The sequence below is a fragment of the Novosphingobium sp. PP1Y genome, from assembly GCF_000253255.1.
Taxonomy (GTDB): domain Bacteria; phylum Pseudomonadota; class Alphaproteobacteria; order Sphingomonadales; family Sphingomonadaceae; genus Novosphingobium.
Map to the genome: position 1 here is coordinate 653837 of NC_015580.1, position 17592 is coordinate 671428.

15 protein-coding genes and 1 tRNA gene are annotated in these 17592 nt (G+C 65.0%); 8 read left to right on the plus strand and 8 right to left on the minus strand.

Features of this window, described 5'->3' with window-relative positions; translation table 11 throughout:
- Positions 1-74 precede the first annotated feature (74 nt).
- A complete protein-coding gene (locus PP1Y_RS09325) occupies positions 75-512 on the plus strand; it encodes a hypothetical protein (protein ID WP_013832011.1) in 438 nt (145 codons plus the stop codon).
- Between the two features lie 16 nt (positions 513-528).
- Here the strand turns inward: PP1Y_RS09325 and PP1Y_RS09330 are convergent, their stop codons facing one another.
- From PP1Y_RS09330 to typA, 3 genes are all read right to left on the minus strand, one after another.
- Complete coding sequence (locus PP1Y_RS09330) at positions 529-1686, minus strand: glycosyltransferase family 1 protein (RefSeq protein ID WP_013832012.1); 1158 nt, start codon at positions 1684-1686, stop codon at positions 529-531.
- 140 nt (positions 1687-1826) lie between these two features.
- A complete protein-coding gene (locus PP1Y_RS09335; RefSeq protein WP_041558720.1) occupies positions 1827-2312 on the minus strand; it encodes a hypothetical protein in 486 nt (161 codons plus the stop codon).
- Positions 2313-2587: 275 nt separating this feature from the next.
- A complete protein-coding gene (gene typA, locus PP1Y_RS09340; RefSeq protein WP_013832014.1) occupies positions 2588-4420 on the minus strand; it encodes a translational GTPase TypA in 1833 nt (610 codons plus the stop codon).
- 295 nt (positions 4421-4715) lie between these two features.
- On the opposite strand from typA, the gene PP1Y_RS09345 reads away from it, so the two are divergent.
- Together PP1Y_RS09345 and PP1Y_RS09350 are read left to right on the plus strand one after the other, a co-directional pair.
- The gene (locus tag PP1Y_RS09345; protein ID WP_232512592.1) at positions 4716-7361 is read left to right on the plus strand and encodes a TonB-dependent receptor; all 2646 of its coding nucleotides are present in this window, start codon (positions 4716-4718) and stop codon (positions 7359-7361) included.
- 182 nt (positions 7362-7543) lie between these two features.
- On the plus strand, positions 7544-7999 hold the full coding sequence (locus PP1Y_RS09350) for a DUF805 domain-containing protein (RefSeq protein WP_007013490.1): 456 nt from the start codon (positions 7544-7546) through the stop codon (positions 7997-7999).
- Here the strand turns inward: PP1Y_RS09350 and PP1Y_RS09355 are convergent.
- Together PP1Y_RS09355 and PP1Y_RS09360 are read right to left on the minus strand one after the other, a co-directional pair.
- The gene (locus PP1Y_RS09355) at positions 7996-10518 is read right to left on the minus strand and encodes an ABC transporter permease (protein WP_013832016.1); all 2523 of its coding nucleotides are present in this window, start codon (positions 10516-10518) and stop codon (positions 7996-7998) included. The two genes, PP1Y_RS09350 and PP1Y_RS09355, sit on opposite strands and share 4 nt — an antisense overlap.
- Complete coding sequence (locus PP1Y_RS09360; protein WP_007013492.1) at positions 10515-11228, minus strand: ABC transporter ATP-binding protein; 714 nt, start codon at positions 11226-11228, stop codon at positions 10515-10517. The genes PP1Y_RS09355 and PP1Y_RS09360 overlap by 4 nt, the downstream gene beginning before the upstream one ends.
- 13 nt (positions 11229-11241) lie before the next feature.
- On the opposite strand from PP1Y_RS09360, the gene PP1Y_RS09365 reads away from it, so the two are divergent.
- Positions 11242-12042, plus strand: a complete 801-nt coding sequence (locus tag PP1Y_RS09365; RefSeq protein WP_041558721.1) for an arylesterase — start codon at positions 11242-11244, stop codon at positions 12040-12042.
- Positions 12043-12124: 82 nt separating this feature from the next.
- Here PP1Y_RS09365 and recF read toward each other — a convergent pair whose 3' ends face one another.
- The gene (gene recF / locus PP1Y_RS09370; RefSeq protein ID WP_013832018.1) at positions 12125-13216 is read right to left on the minus strand and encodes a DNA replication/repair protein RecF; all 1092 of its coding nucleotides are present in this window, start codon (positions 13214-13216) and stop codon (positions 12125-12127) included.
- Between the two features lie 51 nt (positions 13217-13267).
- On the minus strand, positions 13268-14077 hold the full coding sequence (locus PP1Y_RS09375; protein WP_013832019.1) for a queuosine precursor transporter: 810 nt from the start codon (positions 14075-14077) through the stop codon (positions 13268-13270).
- Between the two features lie 99 nt (positions 14078-14176).
- Here PP1Y_RS09375 and PP1Y_RS09380 point away from each other — a divergent pair.
- The 4 genes from PP1Y_RS09380 to PP1Y_RS09405 all read left to right on the plus strand — a co-directional run bounded on the left by PP1Y_RS09380 (position 14177) and on the right by PP1Y_RS09405 (position 16617).
- A tRNA-Arg gene (locus PP1Y_RS09380) sits at positions 14177-14253 on the plus strand.
- Between the two features lie 61 nt (positions 14254-14314).
- A complete protein-coding gene (locus tag PP1Y_RS09385; RefSeq protein ID WP_013832020.1) occupies positions 14315-14728 on the plus strand; it encodes a hypothetical protein in 414 nt (137 codons plus the stop codon).
- 1078 nt (positions 14729-15806) lie between these two features.
- Positions 15807-16274 carry a hypothetical protein gene (locus PP1Y_RS09400; RefSeq protein WP_013832021.1) on the plus strand — a complete coding sequence of 156 codons (468 nt, stop codon included), beginning with the start codon at positions 15807-15809 and terminating at the stop codon, positions 16272-16274.
- 64 nt (positions 16275-16338) lie between these two features.
- Positions 16339-16617: a hypothetical protein gene (locus PP1Y_RS09405; RefSeq protein WP_148274932.1), complete on the plus strand. Its 279-nt coding sequence runs from the start codon at positions 16339-16341 to the stop codon at positions 16615-16617.
- 20 nt (positions 16618-16637) lie between these two features.
- Here PP1Y_RS09405 and PP1Y_RS09410 read toward each other — a convergent pair whose 3' ends face one another.
- Complete coding sequence (locus PP1Y_RS09410; protein ID WP_013832023.1) at positions 16638-17591, minus strand: tetratricopeptide repeat protein; 954 nt, start codon at positions 17589-17591, stop codon at positions 16638-16640.
- Between the last annotated feature and the right edge of the window lies 1 nt (position 17592).

Below are 17592 nucleotides of genomic sequence, written 5' to 3' on the forward strand. Positions count from 1 at the left end.
TCGCCCGCAATTGCACCGGTCTGCCGCGCGCGATAGGCTTGCGCCCACAAGGAAATGCAAAATGGTGGGATGCGATGGACAAAGCGACCGGCGTAGGGACCCCTTGGTACTTCTGGGTGGCAGCGCTGCTGTCGATCCCGTGGAATGCCTTCGGCTGCCTCGACTTCACCCTGACGGTGACGCGCAGCCCGACCTACCTTGCGCAGTTTCCGCCCGACATGATCGACTACATCGACACGTTTCCCGCCTGGTCCATCGTCGCCTGGGCACTGGGCACGTGGGGCGCGCTGCTTGGCTCGGTCCTGCTGGTCATGCGCTCGCGCTGGGCGATAGCGGCTTTCGCCGCCTCGCTGCTCGGTCTTGCGCTGACTACGGTCTATCAGTGGACCAGCGATGCGCCCGCGGCCGTCACCGGGGCGGGCGGCATGGTGATGAGCGCGTTGATCTGGATCGTCGCCATCGCCCTGCTCTGGTTCGCCGTGCGCATGCGTGCGCTTTACGTGCTTTCCTGAGAGCGCCTGCGCGCGGTCAGGCCCTGGCGCCGGACTTCTGGCGGATCAGGCGGATGTAGGTGTCGGCAACCGCCTGGTTGATCTTGTCCCAGCTGAACTCGGCGGCGCGATCCTCGCCTGCCTTGCCGTGCGAGAGCCGCAGTGCCGGGTCTTCGATATAGGCCTTGAGCGCCTCGGCGAACTGGTGGATCGCGCCGGGCGGCAGGAGGCGGCCGGAAACGCGATCGTCGACTAGGCTCTGGCTGCCGGTTGCGGCAGCGGCGACGACGGGCAGACCGCAGGCCATCGCCTCCAGCGTCACGTTCCCGAAAGTCTCGGTGACCGAGGGATTGAACAGCAGGTCCATGCTGGCGACGGCGCGGCCCAGGTCCGCGCCCTGCTGGAAACCGACGAAAGCGGCGCCGGGAAGGCGCGCCTCGAACCACTCGCGCGCCGGACCCTCGCCGATGACGAGGACCTTGTACTTCACCTTGCGGCGGCGCAGTTCGTCGAGCGTGTCGGAAAAGACGTCGAGGCCCTTTTCCATGACGAGCCGGCCCAGAAAGCCGATTGTCACTTCGTCGTCGGCAATGCCGTGGGCACGGCGCCAGTCGAGGTCGCGGCGGCCCGGGTGGAAAATCTCGCGGTCGACGCCGCGCGACCAGATCGAGACGTCATAGTTCATGCGCTGTTCGCGCAGCAATTGCGCCATCGATTCGGACGGAGCGACCAGAGCGTCGCAGCGGCGGTAGAAACGGCGCAGGATCGCCTCGATCACCGGTTCGCCCCAGGCCATGTTGTAGTAGCGCAGGTAGGTCTCGAAGCGGGTATGCACCGAAGCGAGGATCGGCAGGCCGCGCTTGCGGGCCCAGCTCACCGCCTGATGGCCGACCGGGTCGGGCGAGGAGACATGCACGATGTGAGGCGAGAAAGCCTTGAGATCCCTGCGTGCCTTGCCGGAAATCGCCAGTGGAACGCGATATTCCGAACGCGAGGGAATGGGCACGGAGTGGACGCCGATGAGGTCGCCGGTCGGCTCGAACGCGGGTTCGGCCACGACAGGCGCATAGACGCGCACCTTGGCGCCCTGGCGCAGGAGATACTCGGCGAGACGGTTGAGGGCCTGGTTGGCCCCGTCACGAACGTAATTGTAGTTGCCCGAAAACAGGGCGATGCGCAGGTCGGCGGTGTCCATGGTGGCGAGCGCCATAGCCTCCCCCGCCCCGCTTGGCGAGGGGGAGAGGCCCGGGATCCCATCCGAAGATGAACGAAAAAGGGCGGGGCTTGCGTTTATGTCACGCGGTGGCCGCCGCCCGGATGGAGTGTGTCAGAGGATCAGTGGCGATAACGCCGTTCGTAGCGGTAATCGCGGTCGCGATGACGGCGATCGCGACGCCAGTCGCGGCGGTCACGGTGCCAGTCACGCCGATCGTGACGCCAGTCGTGACGGTCTCGACCCCAGTTGTTTCCACGGTTCCAGCGTTCGCGGTAGTAGCGTCCGTAATAGCGATCGTAGTAACGGTCGCGATAATAGCGGTTCGGGCGACCTTCGTAATAATAGTAATAGCCCGGATGGCCGCGCACGGTCACGTAGCGGCGAGAGGGATAGTAGTCGCGGTCGTAGTAATAGCGGTCGCCATCGTCGGCGAGCGCTGCGCCGACTGCGAGGCCGATCAGGCCCGCGCCGATGGCAATGGCTGCGTCATCGCCGTCGTGATGGCGGCCGCGCGCCTCGGCCGGAGCGGCCATGGCAAGTGTCGAGGCTGCCAGCACGGCGCCGAGGCCGAGTTTGGTGGCAAGAGATTTCAGTGTGGATTTCATTTGGGCGTCTCCCTTCGGATGGCCAACCGGGTGACGGCGGTATCGGCGGGCACGTTAGAAGAGGATCATGGCAGGCCGGTACTGAACCGCCACTGAACTTGTCGCGATTTGTAATAAGGCGTGCGCTGCTCGCGGCAGGCCGATGGCCGGGAGACACATCCCCACCCTTCGACAGGCTCAGGGTGAGTGTCCTGGAGAGTGCCCGGGCAATCTAAGCCCTGCTTCAAGAAAAAAAGCCTCCCCGAGATGGCCCGGGGAGGCTTTTTTGGATCGGTTTACGCCGCTTCCTTCTTGCGGCTGGCCTTCTTGCGCTCGTGCGGATCGAGGATCGCCTTGCGCAGACGGATCGACTGCGGCGTGACTTCGACCATTTCGTCGTCGTCGATGTAGGCGATTGCCTGTTCGAGCGTCATGACCCGCGGCGGGGTCAGGCGGATGGCGTCGTCCTTGCCGGTCGAACGGAAGTTCGTCAGCTGCTTCGACTTCATCGGGTTGACTTCGAGATCGTCGGGCTTGGCGTTCTCGCCGATGATCATGCCCTCGTAGATCTTCTCCTGCGGCTTGACGAACAGCACGCCGCGATCCTCAAGGCTGTTGAGCGCGTAACCCACTGCCTCGCCGGTGCCGTTGGAGATCAGCACGCCGTTGAGGCGGCCCTCGATGGGACCCTTGTGCGCGTCGTACTTCTCGAACAGGCGGTTCATGATGCCGGTGCCGCGGGTGTCCGAAAGGAACTCGCCGTGGTAGCCGATCAGGCCGCGCGAGGGGGCCGAGAAGGTGATGCGGGTCTTGCCTGCGCCGGAGGGACGCATGTCGGTCAGCTCGGCCTTGCGGCGCTGCATCTTCTCGACGACCGTGCCCGAATATTCATCGTCCACGTCGATCACGACGGTTTCGTAAGGTTCGGTGCGCTGTCCGTTCTCGTCGGTCTGGAACAGCACGCGCGGGCGGCTGATGCCCAGTTCGAAGCCCTCGCGGCGCATCGTCTCGATCAGGACGCCAAGCTGGAGTTCGCCGCGACCGGCAACCTCGAAGCTGTCCTTGTCCGCCGATTCGGTGACGCGGATGGCGACATTGGTTTCCGCTTCGCGCATCAGGCGATCGCGGATCATGCGGCTGGTCACCTTGTCGCCTTCGCGTCCGGCGAGCGGGCTGTCGTTGACGGCGAAGCGCATGGCCAGCGTCGGCGGGTCGATCGGCTGGGCCTGGATCGCCTCGGTGACCGAGGGATCTGCGATGGTGTTCGACACGGTCGCCTTCTCGAGTCCGGCGAGCGCGATGATGTCGCCGGCGCGGGCTTCATCGACGGGCACGCGGTCGAGGCCGCGGAAAGTCAGGACCTTGGTGGCGCGGCCGGTTTCGATCACCTTGCCGTCCATGTCGATGGCACGGATCGGGTCGTTGACCTTGAGCGTGCCCGACTGGACGCGGCCGGTCAGCACGCGGCCCATGAAGTTGTCGCGGTCGAGCAGGGTGGCGAGGAACGAGAACGGCGCGTCGACGTCGAGGTTCGGCGCGGGAACGTGCTCGACGATCTTTTCGAACAGCGGGGTCAGGGTGCCTTCGCGCGCGTCGGGATCGTAGCTGGCGTAGCCGTTGCGGCCCGAAGCGTAGAGCGTCGGGAAATCGAGCTGCTCGTCATTGGCGTCGAGGCTGACGAAGAGGTCGAACACTTCGTCGAGCACTTCGGAGTGACGGCCGTCGGGGCGGTCGATCTTGTTGACGACGACGATCGGCTTGAGGCCGAGGCCGAGCGCCTTGCCGGTGACGAACTTGGTCTGCGGCATCGCGCCTTCCGAGCTGTCGACCAGCAGGATCACGCCGTCGACCATCGAGAGGATGCGTTCCACCTCGGCGCCGAAGTCGGCGTGGCCGGGGGTGTCGACGATGTTGATGCGATAGCCGTTCCACTCGATCGAGGTCGGCTTCGCAAGAATGGTGATCCCGCGCTCCTTCTCGAGGTCGTTGGAGTCCATCGCACGCTCTTCCACGCGCTGGTTGTCGCGGAAGGTGCCGGACTGGCGGAAAAGCTGGTCCACAAGCGTGGTCTTGCCGTGGTCGACGTGCGCAATGATCGCGATATTGCGCAGGGGAAGCGGGGCGGACATCGTTAGCCTTACAATTCGAGGGGGCCAAATGGCATCATCGCGATGCCGTTTGCTGCACCGCAAAATTGCCGCGCCCTTAGCCGATACAAGTGATTCCGGCAAGCGGTACTGCTTGTGATCACAATCGTACAGTTGCTGTGGCGCGCGTGCCACAAGCATCGCCTATTCGTCCCGAATGGCAATGACTTAATTGTGTCCCCTTGAATTCCCTCGTAATTGTCCAAGCATTGAATGCGGCGCGTACTGTGCAGCGATAGACACAGGCCGCCCGACGGGTTTGTACAGCGAGGATTGCATGAAAGGCATTTCTGTTGCCGCCGCCGCGGAGTTCTTCCGTGTGCGCGGAGCGAGCACGGCGCGTCGCCGTCAATTCGCGCGCATGGGCTTGATGACTGGCGTTGCCGCGGCGGCTTGTGTCTGGGCACCCACAGCCTTGGCCCAGAATGCCGAAGATGCAACGCTCACAGGCGACGAAATCGTCGTTACCGCGACCAAGCGCGAGCAGACCCTGCAGGACGTGCCGGTCTCCGTCGCGGTAACCAGCGGTGAAACCATCGAGCGCGCGCAGGTCCGCGACCTGAAGGACCTGCAGACGCTCGTGCCATCGCTGCGCGTCAACCAGCTGCAAAGCTCGGCCAACACCAATTTCTACATTCGCGGCTTCGGCAACGGTGCCAACAATGCCGGGATCGAACCCTCGGTGGGCCTCTTCGTCGATGGCGTCTATCGTTCGCGCTCGGCTTCGATGATTGCCGACTTCCCGGATGTCGAACGGATCGAAGTTCTGCGCGGGCCGCAATCGACGCTGTTCGGCAAGAATGCCTCGGCCGGCGTGATTTCCATTGTCACGATGAAGCCGCAGTTCGAACTGGGCGGCAACTTCGAGGCGACTTACGGCAATTACGATGCAGTGACCGTGAAGGGCCGCGTCACCGGACCGGTCAGCGATACCATTGCGGTGAGCCTTGCCGGCGGGCTCAACAAGCGCGACGGCATCGTCCGCGACCTCGGCACCGGCAAGCGCACCAACGACCGCGACCGCTGGTTCACGCGGGGCCAGTTGCTGTTCGACAACCACGACGATCTGCAGGTTCGCCTGATCGGCGACTACGGCAAGATCGACGAGAACTGCTGTGCTGCGGTCAACTTGCGCCAGGCCCTGCCGACGGCGGCGATCTTCGCGCTTGGCGGCGTCGTGAACCAGCCGGACGAGAAATTCGACAACGTCACCTACAACAACCGGCTTTCGACCAACGACATCGAGAACTGGGGCCTTTCCGGGCAGGTCGACTACGATCTTGGCGATGTCCAGCTGACCTCGATCACGGCCTATCGTCGCTCAAATATCGTGACCGACCAGGATTCCGACTTCTCGAGCGCGGACCTTCTGGAACGCAATTTCCAGGACTTGCGGATCAAGACCTTCACCCAGGAACTGCGTGCCAACTTCGACATCGGCGAGCGCATCCACGGGCTCGTCGGCGCTTACTATTTCAACGAGAAGATCGACCAGAACAACGAGGTCTACTGGGGCAATGACGCCCGCAGCTACGCCAATCTGCTCGTCCAGAGGCTCTCGGGGGGGGCGCTGAGCATCCCGACACTGGAGACGACCTTCGGCGCGCTGGAAGGCGATCCGACAAAGTATGTCGGCACGTTCTACACGCCCGGCACCGGCCTGACCGAAGCCTACAAGCTCAAGAACGAGGCCTATTCGTTCTTCGGCCAGCTCGACTTCGAGGTCGCCCCGGGCCTGACCGTGACCGGCGGTCTCAACTATACCCACGACAAGAAGCGCTTTGCGACCGGGACGACGGCGGACGATACTTTTGCTGGCATCGACCTCGATGCGGCGGCCTATGCCCCGTTCCGGCAGGCGCTGCTTTACCAGGGCGCGCTCCAGCAGGGTTTTTCGCCAGGCGATGCCGCTGCCTATGCGGCAGGCAATGCCAATAACCCGGCCGCCAATCCGCTCGCCCCGCTGCGGGCGCTGCAGTACTTCCCGCCATTCATGAACGTGCCCAATGCGGTGGAATCGGGCAAGGTAAGCGATGGCGACTTCAGCTACACCGCGCGCGTGGCATATGACCTGACGCCGACGGTCAATGTCTATGCCAGCTATGCGACGGGCTACAAGGCGGCCTCGGTCAACCTCTCGCGCGACAGCCGGCCGACCGCGACCGATCTCGCTGCCCTGCGGCAGCAGGGGCTTGCCGTCACCAACCTGCGCGCCGGCAGCCGCTATGCCGACCCCGAGGATTCGACGGTTTACGAAGCCGGTCTGAAGGGCGACTGGGGCCTCGTTACCGCCAATCTTGCGGTGTTCAAGCAGACCATCAGGAACTTCCAGTCGAACATCTTCACCGGTTCAGGCTTCCTGCTCGCCAATGCGGGCAAGCAGTCGGTCTTTGGTATCGAGTTCGAAGGTACGGCCAAGCCTGTCGAGCCGCTGCTCCTGAGCCTGTCGATGACTTACCTCGACGGCAAGTACGACAGCTTCGCATCATCGGGTGTGGGCGACATCAGCGGTTCGACGCCGCCGGGATATTCGCCGCTCTCGGTCACCTTCGGCGGCCAGTACACGCAGGAGATCGGCAACGGCGATGCCCTGATCCTGCGCGGCGACTATCACTACGAGGCGCCGTTCATGCTGGTGGAGGGCTTGCCGGGCCTGACCGTCAAGGATCCGGCCACCGGCGCGATAGTCGATGCCACTGACGCGATCCAGGCAGCGCGCGACTTCAAGCAGGACATCAACGAGCTGAGCGCCTCGCTGACTTATGCGATGGCGAACGGCGTCGAAGTGTCGGTCTGGGGACGCAACCTGCTCAACGACCGCTCGATCCTGCAGATCTTCGACAGTCCGGCGCAGCCCGGCTCGATTTCCGGCTACCCGAACCAGCCGCGCACTTACGGCGTGGCGGCGCGCTATCGCTTCTGAAGCGAGGGCGCAGGCCGACCCCGCGGCGAGGGAGGAGACGCGGGACCGGCCGACTGATGCAGGGGTGCGAAGCCGGATGGTTTCGCGCCCCTTTTTCCTGCGCCAGTTCCATTGCCGCTGCGTTAACTTGCCGGTGGAGTGAACGGGCCTATAGTGTGGCCATACTATCGAGAGGGGCCCTTATGATCGAATACATGTTCATGCCGTTTCGGCGCTACGCCGAATTCTCAGGCCGTTCGCGGCGCATGGAATACTGGTCTTTCACCCTGCTCAATGTCATTGTCATCGCCCTGCTGGGCCTGCTGGCAGGCGTCATGGGGCTGTCGTTCTCGGCGCTGGCCGGCGGCGATGTCACCGGTACCCTGTTCAGTGCGGGAACGATGCTGCCGATAGCCCTGATCGGCATCTACGGCCTTGCAGTGATCGTGCCGAGCATCGCGGTCACGGTCCGCCGCCTGCATGACCGCGACATGAGCGGCTGGTGGTATCTGGGCTTCATCGTGTTGAGCATGGTGCCGCTGGTCGGCTTTATCGCCAACATCGCGCTGATCGTGATCATGTTCCTGCCCGGCACGCCCGGGCCGAACCGCTTCGGCGAAGATCCCAAGGACCCGACGGGCGCGCAGGTCTTCGCCTAAAGCTCCCGAAGCGCGCGCGCCGGCTTCGCACGCAGCAGCGGCAGCGAACCGGCGAGCGCGAAAGTCAGGATCAGGGCCAGCCCGGCGCACAGCACCGCGATCACGCGGGGCCAGTCGGGCAGCCATTCGAATTCGAACAGCTTGACGATCACCGCCCAAGCCATGGCGCTGCCGCTTGCCAGCGCGACGAGGGCGAGTACCAGCGCGATCAGGCCGTATTCGGCCACCTGCAGGGCGAGCAGCTGGCCCCGGCTCGCCCCCAGAACGCGCAGGATCACGTTGTCGTAGGTACGGCTGGCGCGCGCAGCGGCGATAGCGCCGAACAGCACGGCCAGCCCCGCCAGCACGGCAACCGACGCCGCGGCAAGGATCGCGGTCGACATCTGGCTGAGCAGATCGCGTGCTTCGCGCAGGATGCTGCCGGTCTCGATCACCGAACTCGACGGGAATGCGCGCGCCAGTTTCGGCAGAAGGCCGGCGGTCGAAGTGCCGGAAGGCACCTCGATGGTCGCGGCCAGCTTGTGCGGCGCATCGGCAAGGGCATTGGGCGAGAAGACCAGCACGAAGTTGAAGCCCATCGTGTCCCAGTCGATCCGGCGCAGCGCGGCCACCCGGGCGGTCCGCTCCACGCCGAGCAGGCCGATGGTCACGTAGTCGCCCACCTTGAGGCCGACGGTATCGGCGAATTTCTCGTCGAGCGAGACGAGCGGTTCGCCGCGATAGAGCTGGGGCCACCACGTGCCGGAAGTCACGCTACTGCCGTCGGGGACGTTCACTGAATAGGTCAGGCCCCTTTCGCCGCGCAGGGCCCAGGCGCCCTCGGGGATCTCGTCGAGGTCGGACACGCGCGTCATCTGGTCCTTCGGCCCATAGGCGAGGATCCGCCCGCGCAAGTTGGGCACCAGCTTGATCCCGGCACCGGGGACGGTCTGCTCGACGGCATTGCGGAATTCGTCGGCGCGGTCCTGCGGTACGTCGAGCACGAAGAAGTCGGGCGCGCGGGCGGGCAGGGTACGGCGGATATTGGCCTCGAGGCTGGTCTGCACGCCCGCGATGAGCACGAAGGCGGAGAGGCCGAAGCCAAGCGCTGTGACCAGCGCGCCGGTCTGCGAGCCGGGTCGGTGCAGGTTTGCAAGTCCTGCGCGCAGCATCGGGTTGGCCGGGCGCGGCAGGCGCCTCGCGAGAAAACCGATGCCGTGTCCGAGAAGCGCCAGCATGCCCAGCATCAGCGCCGCGCCCGCCAGGAAGCCCGAGGTCACCATCGGCTGCGCGGCATTGAGCAGCGCCAGCGCGACAATGGCCGCAAGTCCCATGCCGACCGGCAAAAGCAGGGCCTTGCGGTCGGCCGAAAGCGGAGAAACCCGCGCGCGCATCAGCGCCATTGCCGGGAAGGAGCGCGCCCGCACCAGTGGCGGCGCGGCAAAGACCAGCGCGACGAGAAGCCCGTAGGCCGCAGCCGTGGCGAGCGCGACAGGAGACACGGTGAAGCCTGTGTCGACCGGCAGCAGGGAGCCGAGCGCCTCGGCCAGCAGCGGTGTGACCAGCACGCCCGCCAGCAGCCCTGCAAGACTGCCCGCCAAGGCGGCGACGCCGACCTGCAGCAGGTAGATCCGCGCGATGTCGCCGCTGGTCGCGCCCAGCACCTTGAGAGTGGCAATCGAGTTGCGCCGCGCCTCGAGGTAGGAGGAAACCCCGCCGCCGATGCCGATGCCTGCGATGACGAGCGCGGCCAGACCGACGAGGACGAGGAATTCGCCCATGCGCCGCACGAAGCGTTCGGTCGATGGCGCGGCGCGGTCGCGGGTGCGGATCTCGAAACCGGCATCGGGGAAGTGCTTTTCGATCTGCTCCTTGACCGCGTCGGGATCGCGTCCGTCCTTCAGCTTGAGGCGGATCGCGCTACGGTACATGGCCCCTGGCGCGGTCAATCCCGCGCGCTCTGGCAGGCCGATGGCCGATATCGCGGTGTCTCCCAGCGAAAATCCTTCGCCGAGCTGTTCCGGGTCGGAAGCGATGATCCCCCCGACCTTCTGCGGCTGGCCGCCCAGACGGAAGCTGTCACCCACTTTCACGCCCAGCCGCTCGGCGGTTCCTTGCGCGATCCACACGGTCCCCTCGGGCGGCGCGCCGACCTTGCGCCCGTCGCGCAAGGTGAGCTTGCCGTAGAGCGGCCAGTCGGGGGCGACCGCCTTGAGCGCGACCGGGGCAGTAAGCTCGCCCTTCTGGGCAATCGCCTGCATGCGCAAGCCGTCCGAAATCGTGCCGAGCGATTGCAGGGCCCTGCGTTCGGCATCGGTCAGCCCGCGCTGCCAGACACGCAGTTCGACGTCACCGCCCAGGATCTGCCGCCCGCGCGTTGCCAGCTCGCTCTCGATCGAGCCGGTCAGTGTGCCGATGGCCGCAATCGCGCCCACGCCCAGGAACAGGCAGACAAGCAGTAGCCTCAGCCCCTTGAACCGCGCCGAAAGATCGCGCCGCGCGATGGTCCAGGCGGTGGCCCAGGGCAGCGTTGCGTTCATGCCGGCAGCGTGTCGCTGGCGATGCGCCCGTCGGCGATGGTCACGATCCGCTCGCAATGGCTGGCGAGGTTCTCGTCGTGGGTGATGATCAGCAGCGTCGCGCCGCTCTCCTCGCGCCGGGCAAAGAGCAGGTCGATGATCGCAGATCCGGTTCGCGCATCGAGATTGCCGGTCGGCTCGTCGGCGAAAACCAGCGAGGGACGCGGGGCCAGGGCACGGGCGATGGCCACGCGCTGCTGTTCGCCGCCCGACAGCTGTGCGGGATAGTGGCTGAGGCGATGGTCGAGGCCGACGGCTGCCAGTTCCTCATGGGCGCGCTGGCGGGCCGAGGACATCCCGGCAAGCTCCAGCGGCGTCGCGACGTTTTCCAGTGCGGTCATCGTCGGCAGGAGGTGGAAGGCCTGCAGCACCACGCCGATGCGGCCGCGCCGGGCGCGGGCCAGCGCGTCCTCGTCCATCCCGGCGAAGTCTTCACCGGCAACGGACAAGGTGCCCGAGCTTGCGCGTTCCAGTCCGGAAAGCACGGACATCAAAGAGGACTTGCCCGAGCCGGACGGGCCGAGCAGGGCGAGGGTCTGGCCTTGCGGCACGGTCAGGTCGACACCCTTGAGGATTTCGACGGCGCTGCCCCCGTTGCCCAGCGTCAGGCGCAGGTCACGGGCAACGATAGAGGCGTTGGAATGTTGGGAAAGGCTTGTCACCGCCCCCATATGGGATAGCAAAGTGCGATCCTACAAGGAGAAAGCCTTGCGCGCCCTGACAATTGCCCTGCTTACGCTCCCGCTGGCGCTGGCCGCCTGCGACAAGGCCGCGACGCCTCCGGTGGCCGAAGAGACGATGAGTGCGCTCGATGCGCCGCCGGCCATCCCGGTCATGGGGCCGGAGCGCCCGATCCTGGCCTTCGGGGATTCGCTGCTTGCCGGATACGGTCTCAACGATGGCGAGAGCTATCCTGACCGGCTCGAACAGGCCCTGCGCGCGCGCGGCATCAACGCAAGGGTCATCAATGCGGGCGTTTCGGGCGATACGACCGAGGCAGGGCTGGAGCGGCTCGACTTCACGCTGAGCAGCCAGAAGGAAAAGCCGGAGCTGGTCATCATCAGCCTGGGCGGAAACGACATGCTGCGCGGACTGCCTCCGGCGACGACACGCAACAACCTCGAGGCGATCCTGCAGCGCCTCAAGCAGGAAAACATCAAGGTCGTCCTGCTTGGCATGCTTGCCGCGCCGAACCTGGGCAAGGACTACGCGGCGAAATTCAACCCGATCTATGCGCAGCTCTCGGAGAAGTACGACGCGGCACTGGTGCCCTTCTTCCTCCAGCCGGTGATCGACAAGCCGGACCTGATGCAGCCGGACCACATGCATCCGACTGCGCTGGGCGTCGACGCCATCGTGACCGCCACGGTCGACGACGTGGCCGATGCCCTGCCGACCGGTGCGGAAGCCGAAGCCTCCGAAGCGGCATCGGACGTGGCGGTGCCGCCAACCGCCTCGGCCGGAGAGGAGCGGATGGCGCGCTGATCCGAGCGTTGCGGCTTTCGCCGGGGGGCGTCTCGGTCAGGTCTCCAAGGCCCGCTCTGGCTTGGCGGTGCCTGCGGTCTGCTCAGCGCCGCTGCACTGCACCTGCTCGCACTTCCCAGATTGCCGCTTCCTCGGCAATCGCATCGAAGGGGGCGAGTTCGGTCCCGGTGAGCCAGACTTGCGCCGAACCTGCGCGCAGGCGGTCGAACAGGGCTTCGCGGCGCACGGGGTCGAGGTGGGCGGCCACTTCGTCAAGCAGAAGCAGGCGCGGCCGGCTGCCGCTATTGTCTTCCAGCAGCTGAGAGTGGGCGAGCGTGATCGCGATCAGCATCGCTTTCTGTTCGCCAGTGGAACACTCGGCGGCGGCCTGGCCCTTGCCGGCCATGGTCACGACCACTTCGTCGCGGTGCGGGCCGGTCAGCGTGCGCTGCGCGGCGCGGTCGCGCGCCCGTCCCTCGCGCAGCGCCCGGGCGAGGGGCTCGGCATCGATCGGACCGCCCGGCTGGTAGGCGAGCGAGGGGCGCGCGAAAGGGGAATCCGGCAGCGCCGCCAGTGTCGTGTCGAGCTGGGCGACGAGATCGGCGCGCGCGGAGGCGACGGCCGCACCGGCCTCGGCGATCTGAAGTTCGATGGCATCGAGCCAGCGCGGATCGGGCGGCATGTCGTCCGAGAGCAGGCGGTTGCGTTCGCGCAGGGCGTTCTCGAGACGGGTCGCGTGCCCGGCATGGTCGGGCCGCACCGCCAGCACCAGCCGGTCGAGAAACCGCCGCCGCGCTCCTGCTCCTTCTACGAAAAGGCGGTCCATCGCCGGGGTCAGCCAGCCGATGGAGAGCCATTCGGCCAGCCGTACCGCCGGAGCTTCCGCTCCGTTGATCTGGACGAGGCGGCGCCCGGGCCGCTCGGCGGCAACGCCTGTGCCGAGGCGAACCGGCTCGCCATCCGGTGTCATCAGCAAGGCGCTGACCGCGAAGCCGCCTTCGCTGCCTTGTGCGGGCATGTCGGAGAGCCCGGCCCGGCGCAGGCCGCGTCCCGGCGCCATCAGCGAGATCGCTTCGAGCACGTTGGTCTTGCCCGCGCCGTTCTCACCCACCAGCAGGTTGAACTGCGCCGTGCCTTCCACCGCGGTCTCGCGGTGGTTGCGGAAACGGGACAGGAGGATGCGGTCGAGGGCCATCGCCCGCGTGCCTAGCCGCTCGGTGCCGTCATTGCGACCCTGCTTGCAGGCTCAGACCGCGTTCGTCTTGGCGAAGGGGTTGAAGTCGGTATTGTCGTCATAGACATCCACGCCTTCGCGCCGCTTGAGGAAACCGACGACGAGGTATGTCGCGGGCGTCAGCACGGCTTCCCACAGCGTCTTGATGATCCATTGCGTGAGCGCCAGCATCGCCACCGTGTGCGGCGTGAATCCGGGAACGCCGAGAAAGGCCAGGGGATAGAACAGTGCGCTGTCCACGCCTTCGCCGAAGATCGTCGAGCCGATCGTGCGCATCCACAGGAAGCGGCCCGCGGTCAGCAATTTCATTCGCGCCAGCACGAAGGAATTGACGAATTCGCCGGCCCAGAAGGCGACCAGCGAGGCAAGGACGATCCGCGGCGTCTGGCCGAAGATCGCATAATAGGCCGCCTGGTTGGGTGCAGTCACTTCCTTGCCCGCCACCATGTAGCTGGCCGAAGCGAGCGCCCAGTCCGGCGCTGCGGGAATGTTGACGACCACCAGCGACATGACGACCATGAACAGCAGCGCGAAGAAGCCTGCCCAGATGCATCGGCGCGCATTGGCGTAGCCGTAGACCTCGGTCATGACGTCACCGATGATGTAGGAAATCGGGAAGAACAGCACTCCTGCCCCGAAGGTGATCGTGCCCACCAGCGGCAGCGCGACTTGCGCCTGCTTGGCCGCTCCGATCAGGTTCGACAGCAGCAGGATCACCACGAAGGCGGTCATCACGTAGTCGAAATAGCGGAAGTGGCGGCGGGCGCCGGTCTGACCGTCAAGGCGGGTCAGGTGGGGTTGCGCGTCGGGCTGCGTGCTCATCACCTGTGCGTAACCTGCAACGCCGTGCAGGCAAAGGGGACTTTCAACAGGCCTCGCGGTTTGCGCTGCGCGAGAACCGCGCTATGGGGACCCGCGTGCGCGCCCGTAGCTCAGCTGGATAGAGCACGAGCCTTCTAAGCTTGGGGTCGCAGGTTCGAACCCTGCCGGGCGCGCCAGCCTTCTGCAGCAGCAACAAGACCGAAGCTGCGAGCGTTAGTCGGGCCGGAAGGCGAAGCGATGAAAATCGCGGCCGGAGCGAAGCGAAATTCTATTGAAGTCGGCAGCGGGCTCGCCGATAATGCTGCGGTGCAAAAATATCTCAAGACAGCCTTCTGGACGGCGATGGCGTTCGCCGTTGTCATGGCAATCCTGCCCGACTCCAACGACCTGCACGGTATCGTACCGGATAAAATCCAGCACATGGCGGCATTTGCGAGCCTGGCGATCCTTGGAACGCTGGCCTATCCGCGTATTCCGCGGTTGCTTCTGGCGTTAGGACTCGTCGTGGTGGGCGCTCTGATCGAAGTGGTGCAGATGATCCCTGCGCTGCATCGCGATGCGGAATGGGGAGACCTGTTCGCCGATAGTTTCGCTGTCGCGCTAATCCTGGTTTGCATGCAGTTCGTGCTCAAGGCGCTGCCCAACCGCTAGGAGAGGCGGGGCAGGCAGCGCGAGCTCAAGCACTCCGGCAAGATCCTGATCCCGACTTCCTCCTTGCTAGCGGGTGGTGTCGCCGGGAATTGTTGGCCTTGCCGGGGCATTTCAGAACCGGTGATTGCGGCAATTTCGCGCGAGTCCGAAGTGTTCTGCGCGCACGGAACGGCACCTTACTGCTGTTAAATAAGTTTAATCGTTGTTGCTTTGAGACGAATTCGTTTCGCCAGCTCTTATAACTTATGGTAGTTTCCATGGTTAGTGGAGGAGTGTGGGGCAGCTTGATGAGACGTGCTTCCCAATTCGTCTTGAATATGACTGCCGTGAAGACCCCATTCGCGGATGACACCAAGTGTCCGACGCTCTGCCACAAGGGGAATTGTCAGGTCAGACTAGCGCCATGACTCGCTGATGATTCAACCGTTAACGCCGGCCGGTACAAGCCCCCCTGCTATTGCGTAGCCGGCACGGCACTGGTCCCGGCGCCGGATTCAGAGCAGCTGCCATGCTTCTCGCTTCTGGCGTCGGGACTTCGGTCTTGGCCTGGCGCTACCGCCGATCCCGGCATTTTCCCGTCATTCCTTACGCGGCCCAAGGGTCGCCGTTCTCGAGGTGCAGCTCGGGAAATTGTACAATTGCGACATTGCAGTCGGTTCACGGGACGGCGCGCGCTCATGTCAAGTAAATCACGAAATAGCAGATGTTCCGGTAGTCTTTCCCAAGTGTCCGGTTTTGCGTTATTATTTTAAATTGAATTGGATGATAGTCCGCATTAACCTTCCTAAGCCCTGAACTCTATGCGAGCATTTTCTTGCCGAATGGAGAGAGAAGCAGTGACGCGGCAGGACTTTTCATTATTTGACAGCATCGATGCACGAAGTGCCGCGCCGTTCTTCGTCATGCGACGGAGCAGGATTCCCCCCGCAGACTTTCAGGCGATCAAGCCCGGGTTACAGGGCCCGATTGAGATCGCCCCCGCGAGGCGGCGTCTCTCTCATGACTTTCCGCCTCCTGCCTGCATTACCACCGAGGCAGGCCGGGGGCGGAAAATTGTCCGCATCGCGCGGCACCTCCAATGATTGCGTACATCGCCTGCCGCTCCCTTGGGGTATCTGTCCTTGCCGGCCTGTCGCTTGCTGCAGGAGGGCGCGGTACGGGCAATGAGGAAAAGCCGCTTGTGCCGCCAAGCGAGGAGGTCACTACCGTTGCCGAACCCATGGCCATTGCCAGTGAAGCGGCCATGCAGACGCCCGGGGCGCCCTTGGCCCCGTTGCCCGTCGCGGTGACCGAGCCGCGCATTCCCGCAAAGCCCCCGGTCCGCGACTTCGCCCGGGTACCCGGCGGACTTGAAGGAAAATGCCTTGCCAGCGTGGGAGAGGTGACCCACGCGCCCGTCCTGGGCACCCGAAGCATCGACGGGAGTGGGCCGACGATCAAGATCTACGTGAATGTCCAAGGCGCCCATGCTCCATGGCTGTGCCGGGGCAATCGTGACGGCACCATTGCCGGGGTCATGTACACCGGGAGCGAGGGCGAACTTTGAACCCTGTCACCTATCCTGCGATGTCTCTGTCCAGACGGCTGCAATGCCGTGGAGGGATGCGAAGGTGAGGTGGCTCTTCGGAATATTCCTGGCGCTTTACATCCTTGCGCTTGTGACCCTGACCATCGGTACCTTCGGTTGGTTCGGGCAGGAGAATGATCCGCTCTCGGCCGTTTTTCTCATGCCGCTGGGGCTGCCCTGGAACCTGCTGGCAGACCGCGCCGGGCTGGGCTCATTGGCGGGCGCAGTCCTCGCGCCCGGCGTGAATCTCGCCATTCTCGGCTTTCTTGCAAAGATGTTCCCGCCATCGGAGGAGGGGCGCGACGGGCGCCGGGATGGCTGACCTGGGCCCGAAGGCGGCCTTTATTTGTCCCGAATGCCGAGCATACCGGCTTGCTGGCGCAGGTAATCGGCCTTGCCCGGATTGGCGGCGATGGCGTCGGTGAGGGCCTTTTGCGCCTTTTCCGGCTGGTCGAGCGTGCGGCGGCTGCGCATGAGCATGATCCATCCGTCGATATTGGACGGATCGCTTTCCAGCCGCTGTTCAAGGCGTGACACCATGCCCTCGGCCATGTTGCGCTGCTCGCCGGGTGCGATGCGCGAGGCATTGGCGAGGTCCTGTGCGCTGGGGCCGGGAATGCCGCGGGCTGCAGCCGGAAGTGAAGCGCCGGCCGGAGCGCTGGAGGCGGCCTTGCCGTTCGCTGCGGCGAGCTTGTCGGCAACGTCGATCTGGTGGATCTTGCCCACCTGTTCGATGGTGCGCACGAGGTCGGCACGCCAGGGCGCATCGGCCGGACTGTCCTTCAGCAGTGCGATCCAGTCGTCCACGGCGCCCTGGTGATCGCCGGACAAGTCGCGCTTTACTGCCATGAAATAGCGCGAGCGCGGGTCCTTGGGGTCGATGGCGATGGCCTTTTCGAAAGCGCTGACGGCGCGCGGCGGCATCGGATCGCGATCGCTGGCCATGACCCGCGCCTCGCCAAGCGCGGACCAGAGGACGGCGGTGCCGGGCGCCAGCTCGGTTGCCTTGCCGTAGGCGTTTGCCGCTTCGGCGAATCGCGCCGCCTCGAAATAGGCGAGCCCAAGGCGTTGCCAGGCTGCAGAATCCTTGGGCGTGTCCTTGGCCGCTTTCTCGAGATCGTCGATCGAGGCACTGGCCGGCAAAGAAGTTGATGCGGCCATGGCAGCATTGCCTGATGCAGTGTTAACCTCGTCACCGCGCAGTATCGCAGCCCCCACGGCCCCGGCGGCGACAAGTCCTGCAAGTACCAGAGCGATTCTTTGCGGACGAAATATTGTCGTCGTCGGTTGTGTCATC

What these genes read in the sequence shown, in the direction of transcription:
- PP1Y_RS09355 (WP_013832016.1), bottom strand. Translation starts at nt 10,518, where the DNA reads ATGAACGCAACGCTGCCCTGGGCCACCGCCTGGACCATCGCGCGGCGC.
- PP1Y_RS09330 (WP_013832012.1), bottom strand. Translation starts at nt 1,686, where the DNA reads ATGGACACCGCCGACCTGCGCATCGCCCTGTTTTCGGGCAACTACAAT.
- PP1Y_RS09360 (WP_007013492.1), bottom strand. Translation starts at nt 11,228, where the DNA reads ATGGGGGCGGTGACAAGCCTTTCCCAACATTCCAACGCCTCTATCGTT.
- PP1Y_RS09335 (WP_041558720.1), bottom strand. Translation starts at nt 2,312, where the DNA reads ATGAAATCCACACTGAAATCTCTTGCCACCAAACTCGGCCTCGGCGCC.
- typA (WP_013832014.1), bottom strand. Translation starts at nt 4,420, where the DNA reads ATGTCCGCCCCGCTTCCCCTGCGCAATATCGCGATCATTGCGCACGTC.
- PP1Y_RS09400 (WP_013832021.1), top strand. Translation starts at nt 15,807, where the DNA reads ATGATTGCGTACATCGCCTGCCGCTCCCTTGGGGTATCTGTCCTTGCC.
- PP1Y_RS09345 (WP_232512592.1), top strand. Translation starts at nt 4,716, where the DNA reads ATGAAAGGCATTTCTGTTGCCGCCGCCGCGGAGTTCTTCCGTGTGCGC.
- PP1Y_RS09410 (WP_013832023.1), bottom strand. Translation starts at nt 17,591, where the DNA reads ATGACACAACCGACGACGACAATATTTCGTCCGCAAAGAATCGCTCTG.
- PP1Y_RS09375 (WP_013832019.1), bottom strand. Translation starts at nt 14,077, where the DNA reads ATGAGCACGCAGCCCGACGCGCAACCCCACCTGACCCGCCTTGACGGT.
- PP1Y_RS09350 (WP_007013490.1), top strand. Translation starts at nt 7,544, where the DNA reads ATGATCGAATACATGTTCATGCCGTTTCGGCGCTACGCCGAATTCTCA.
- recF (WP_013832018.1), bottom strand. Translation starts at nt 13,216, where the DNA reads ATGGCCCTCGACCGCATCCTCCTGTCCCGTTTCCGCAACCACCGCGAG.
- PP1Y_RS09385 (WP_013832020.1), top strand. Translation starts at nt 14,315, where the DNA reads ATGAAAATCGCGGCCGGAGCGAAGCGAAATTCTATTGAAGTCGGCAGC.
- PP1Y_RS09325 (WP_013832011.1), top strand. Translation starts at nt 75, where the DNA reads ATGGACAAAGCGACCGGCGTAGGGACCCCTTGGTACTTCTGGGTGGCA.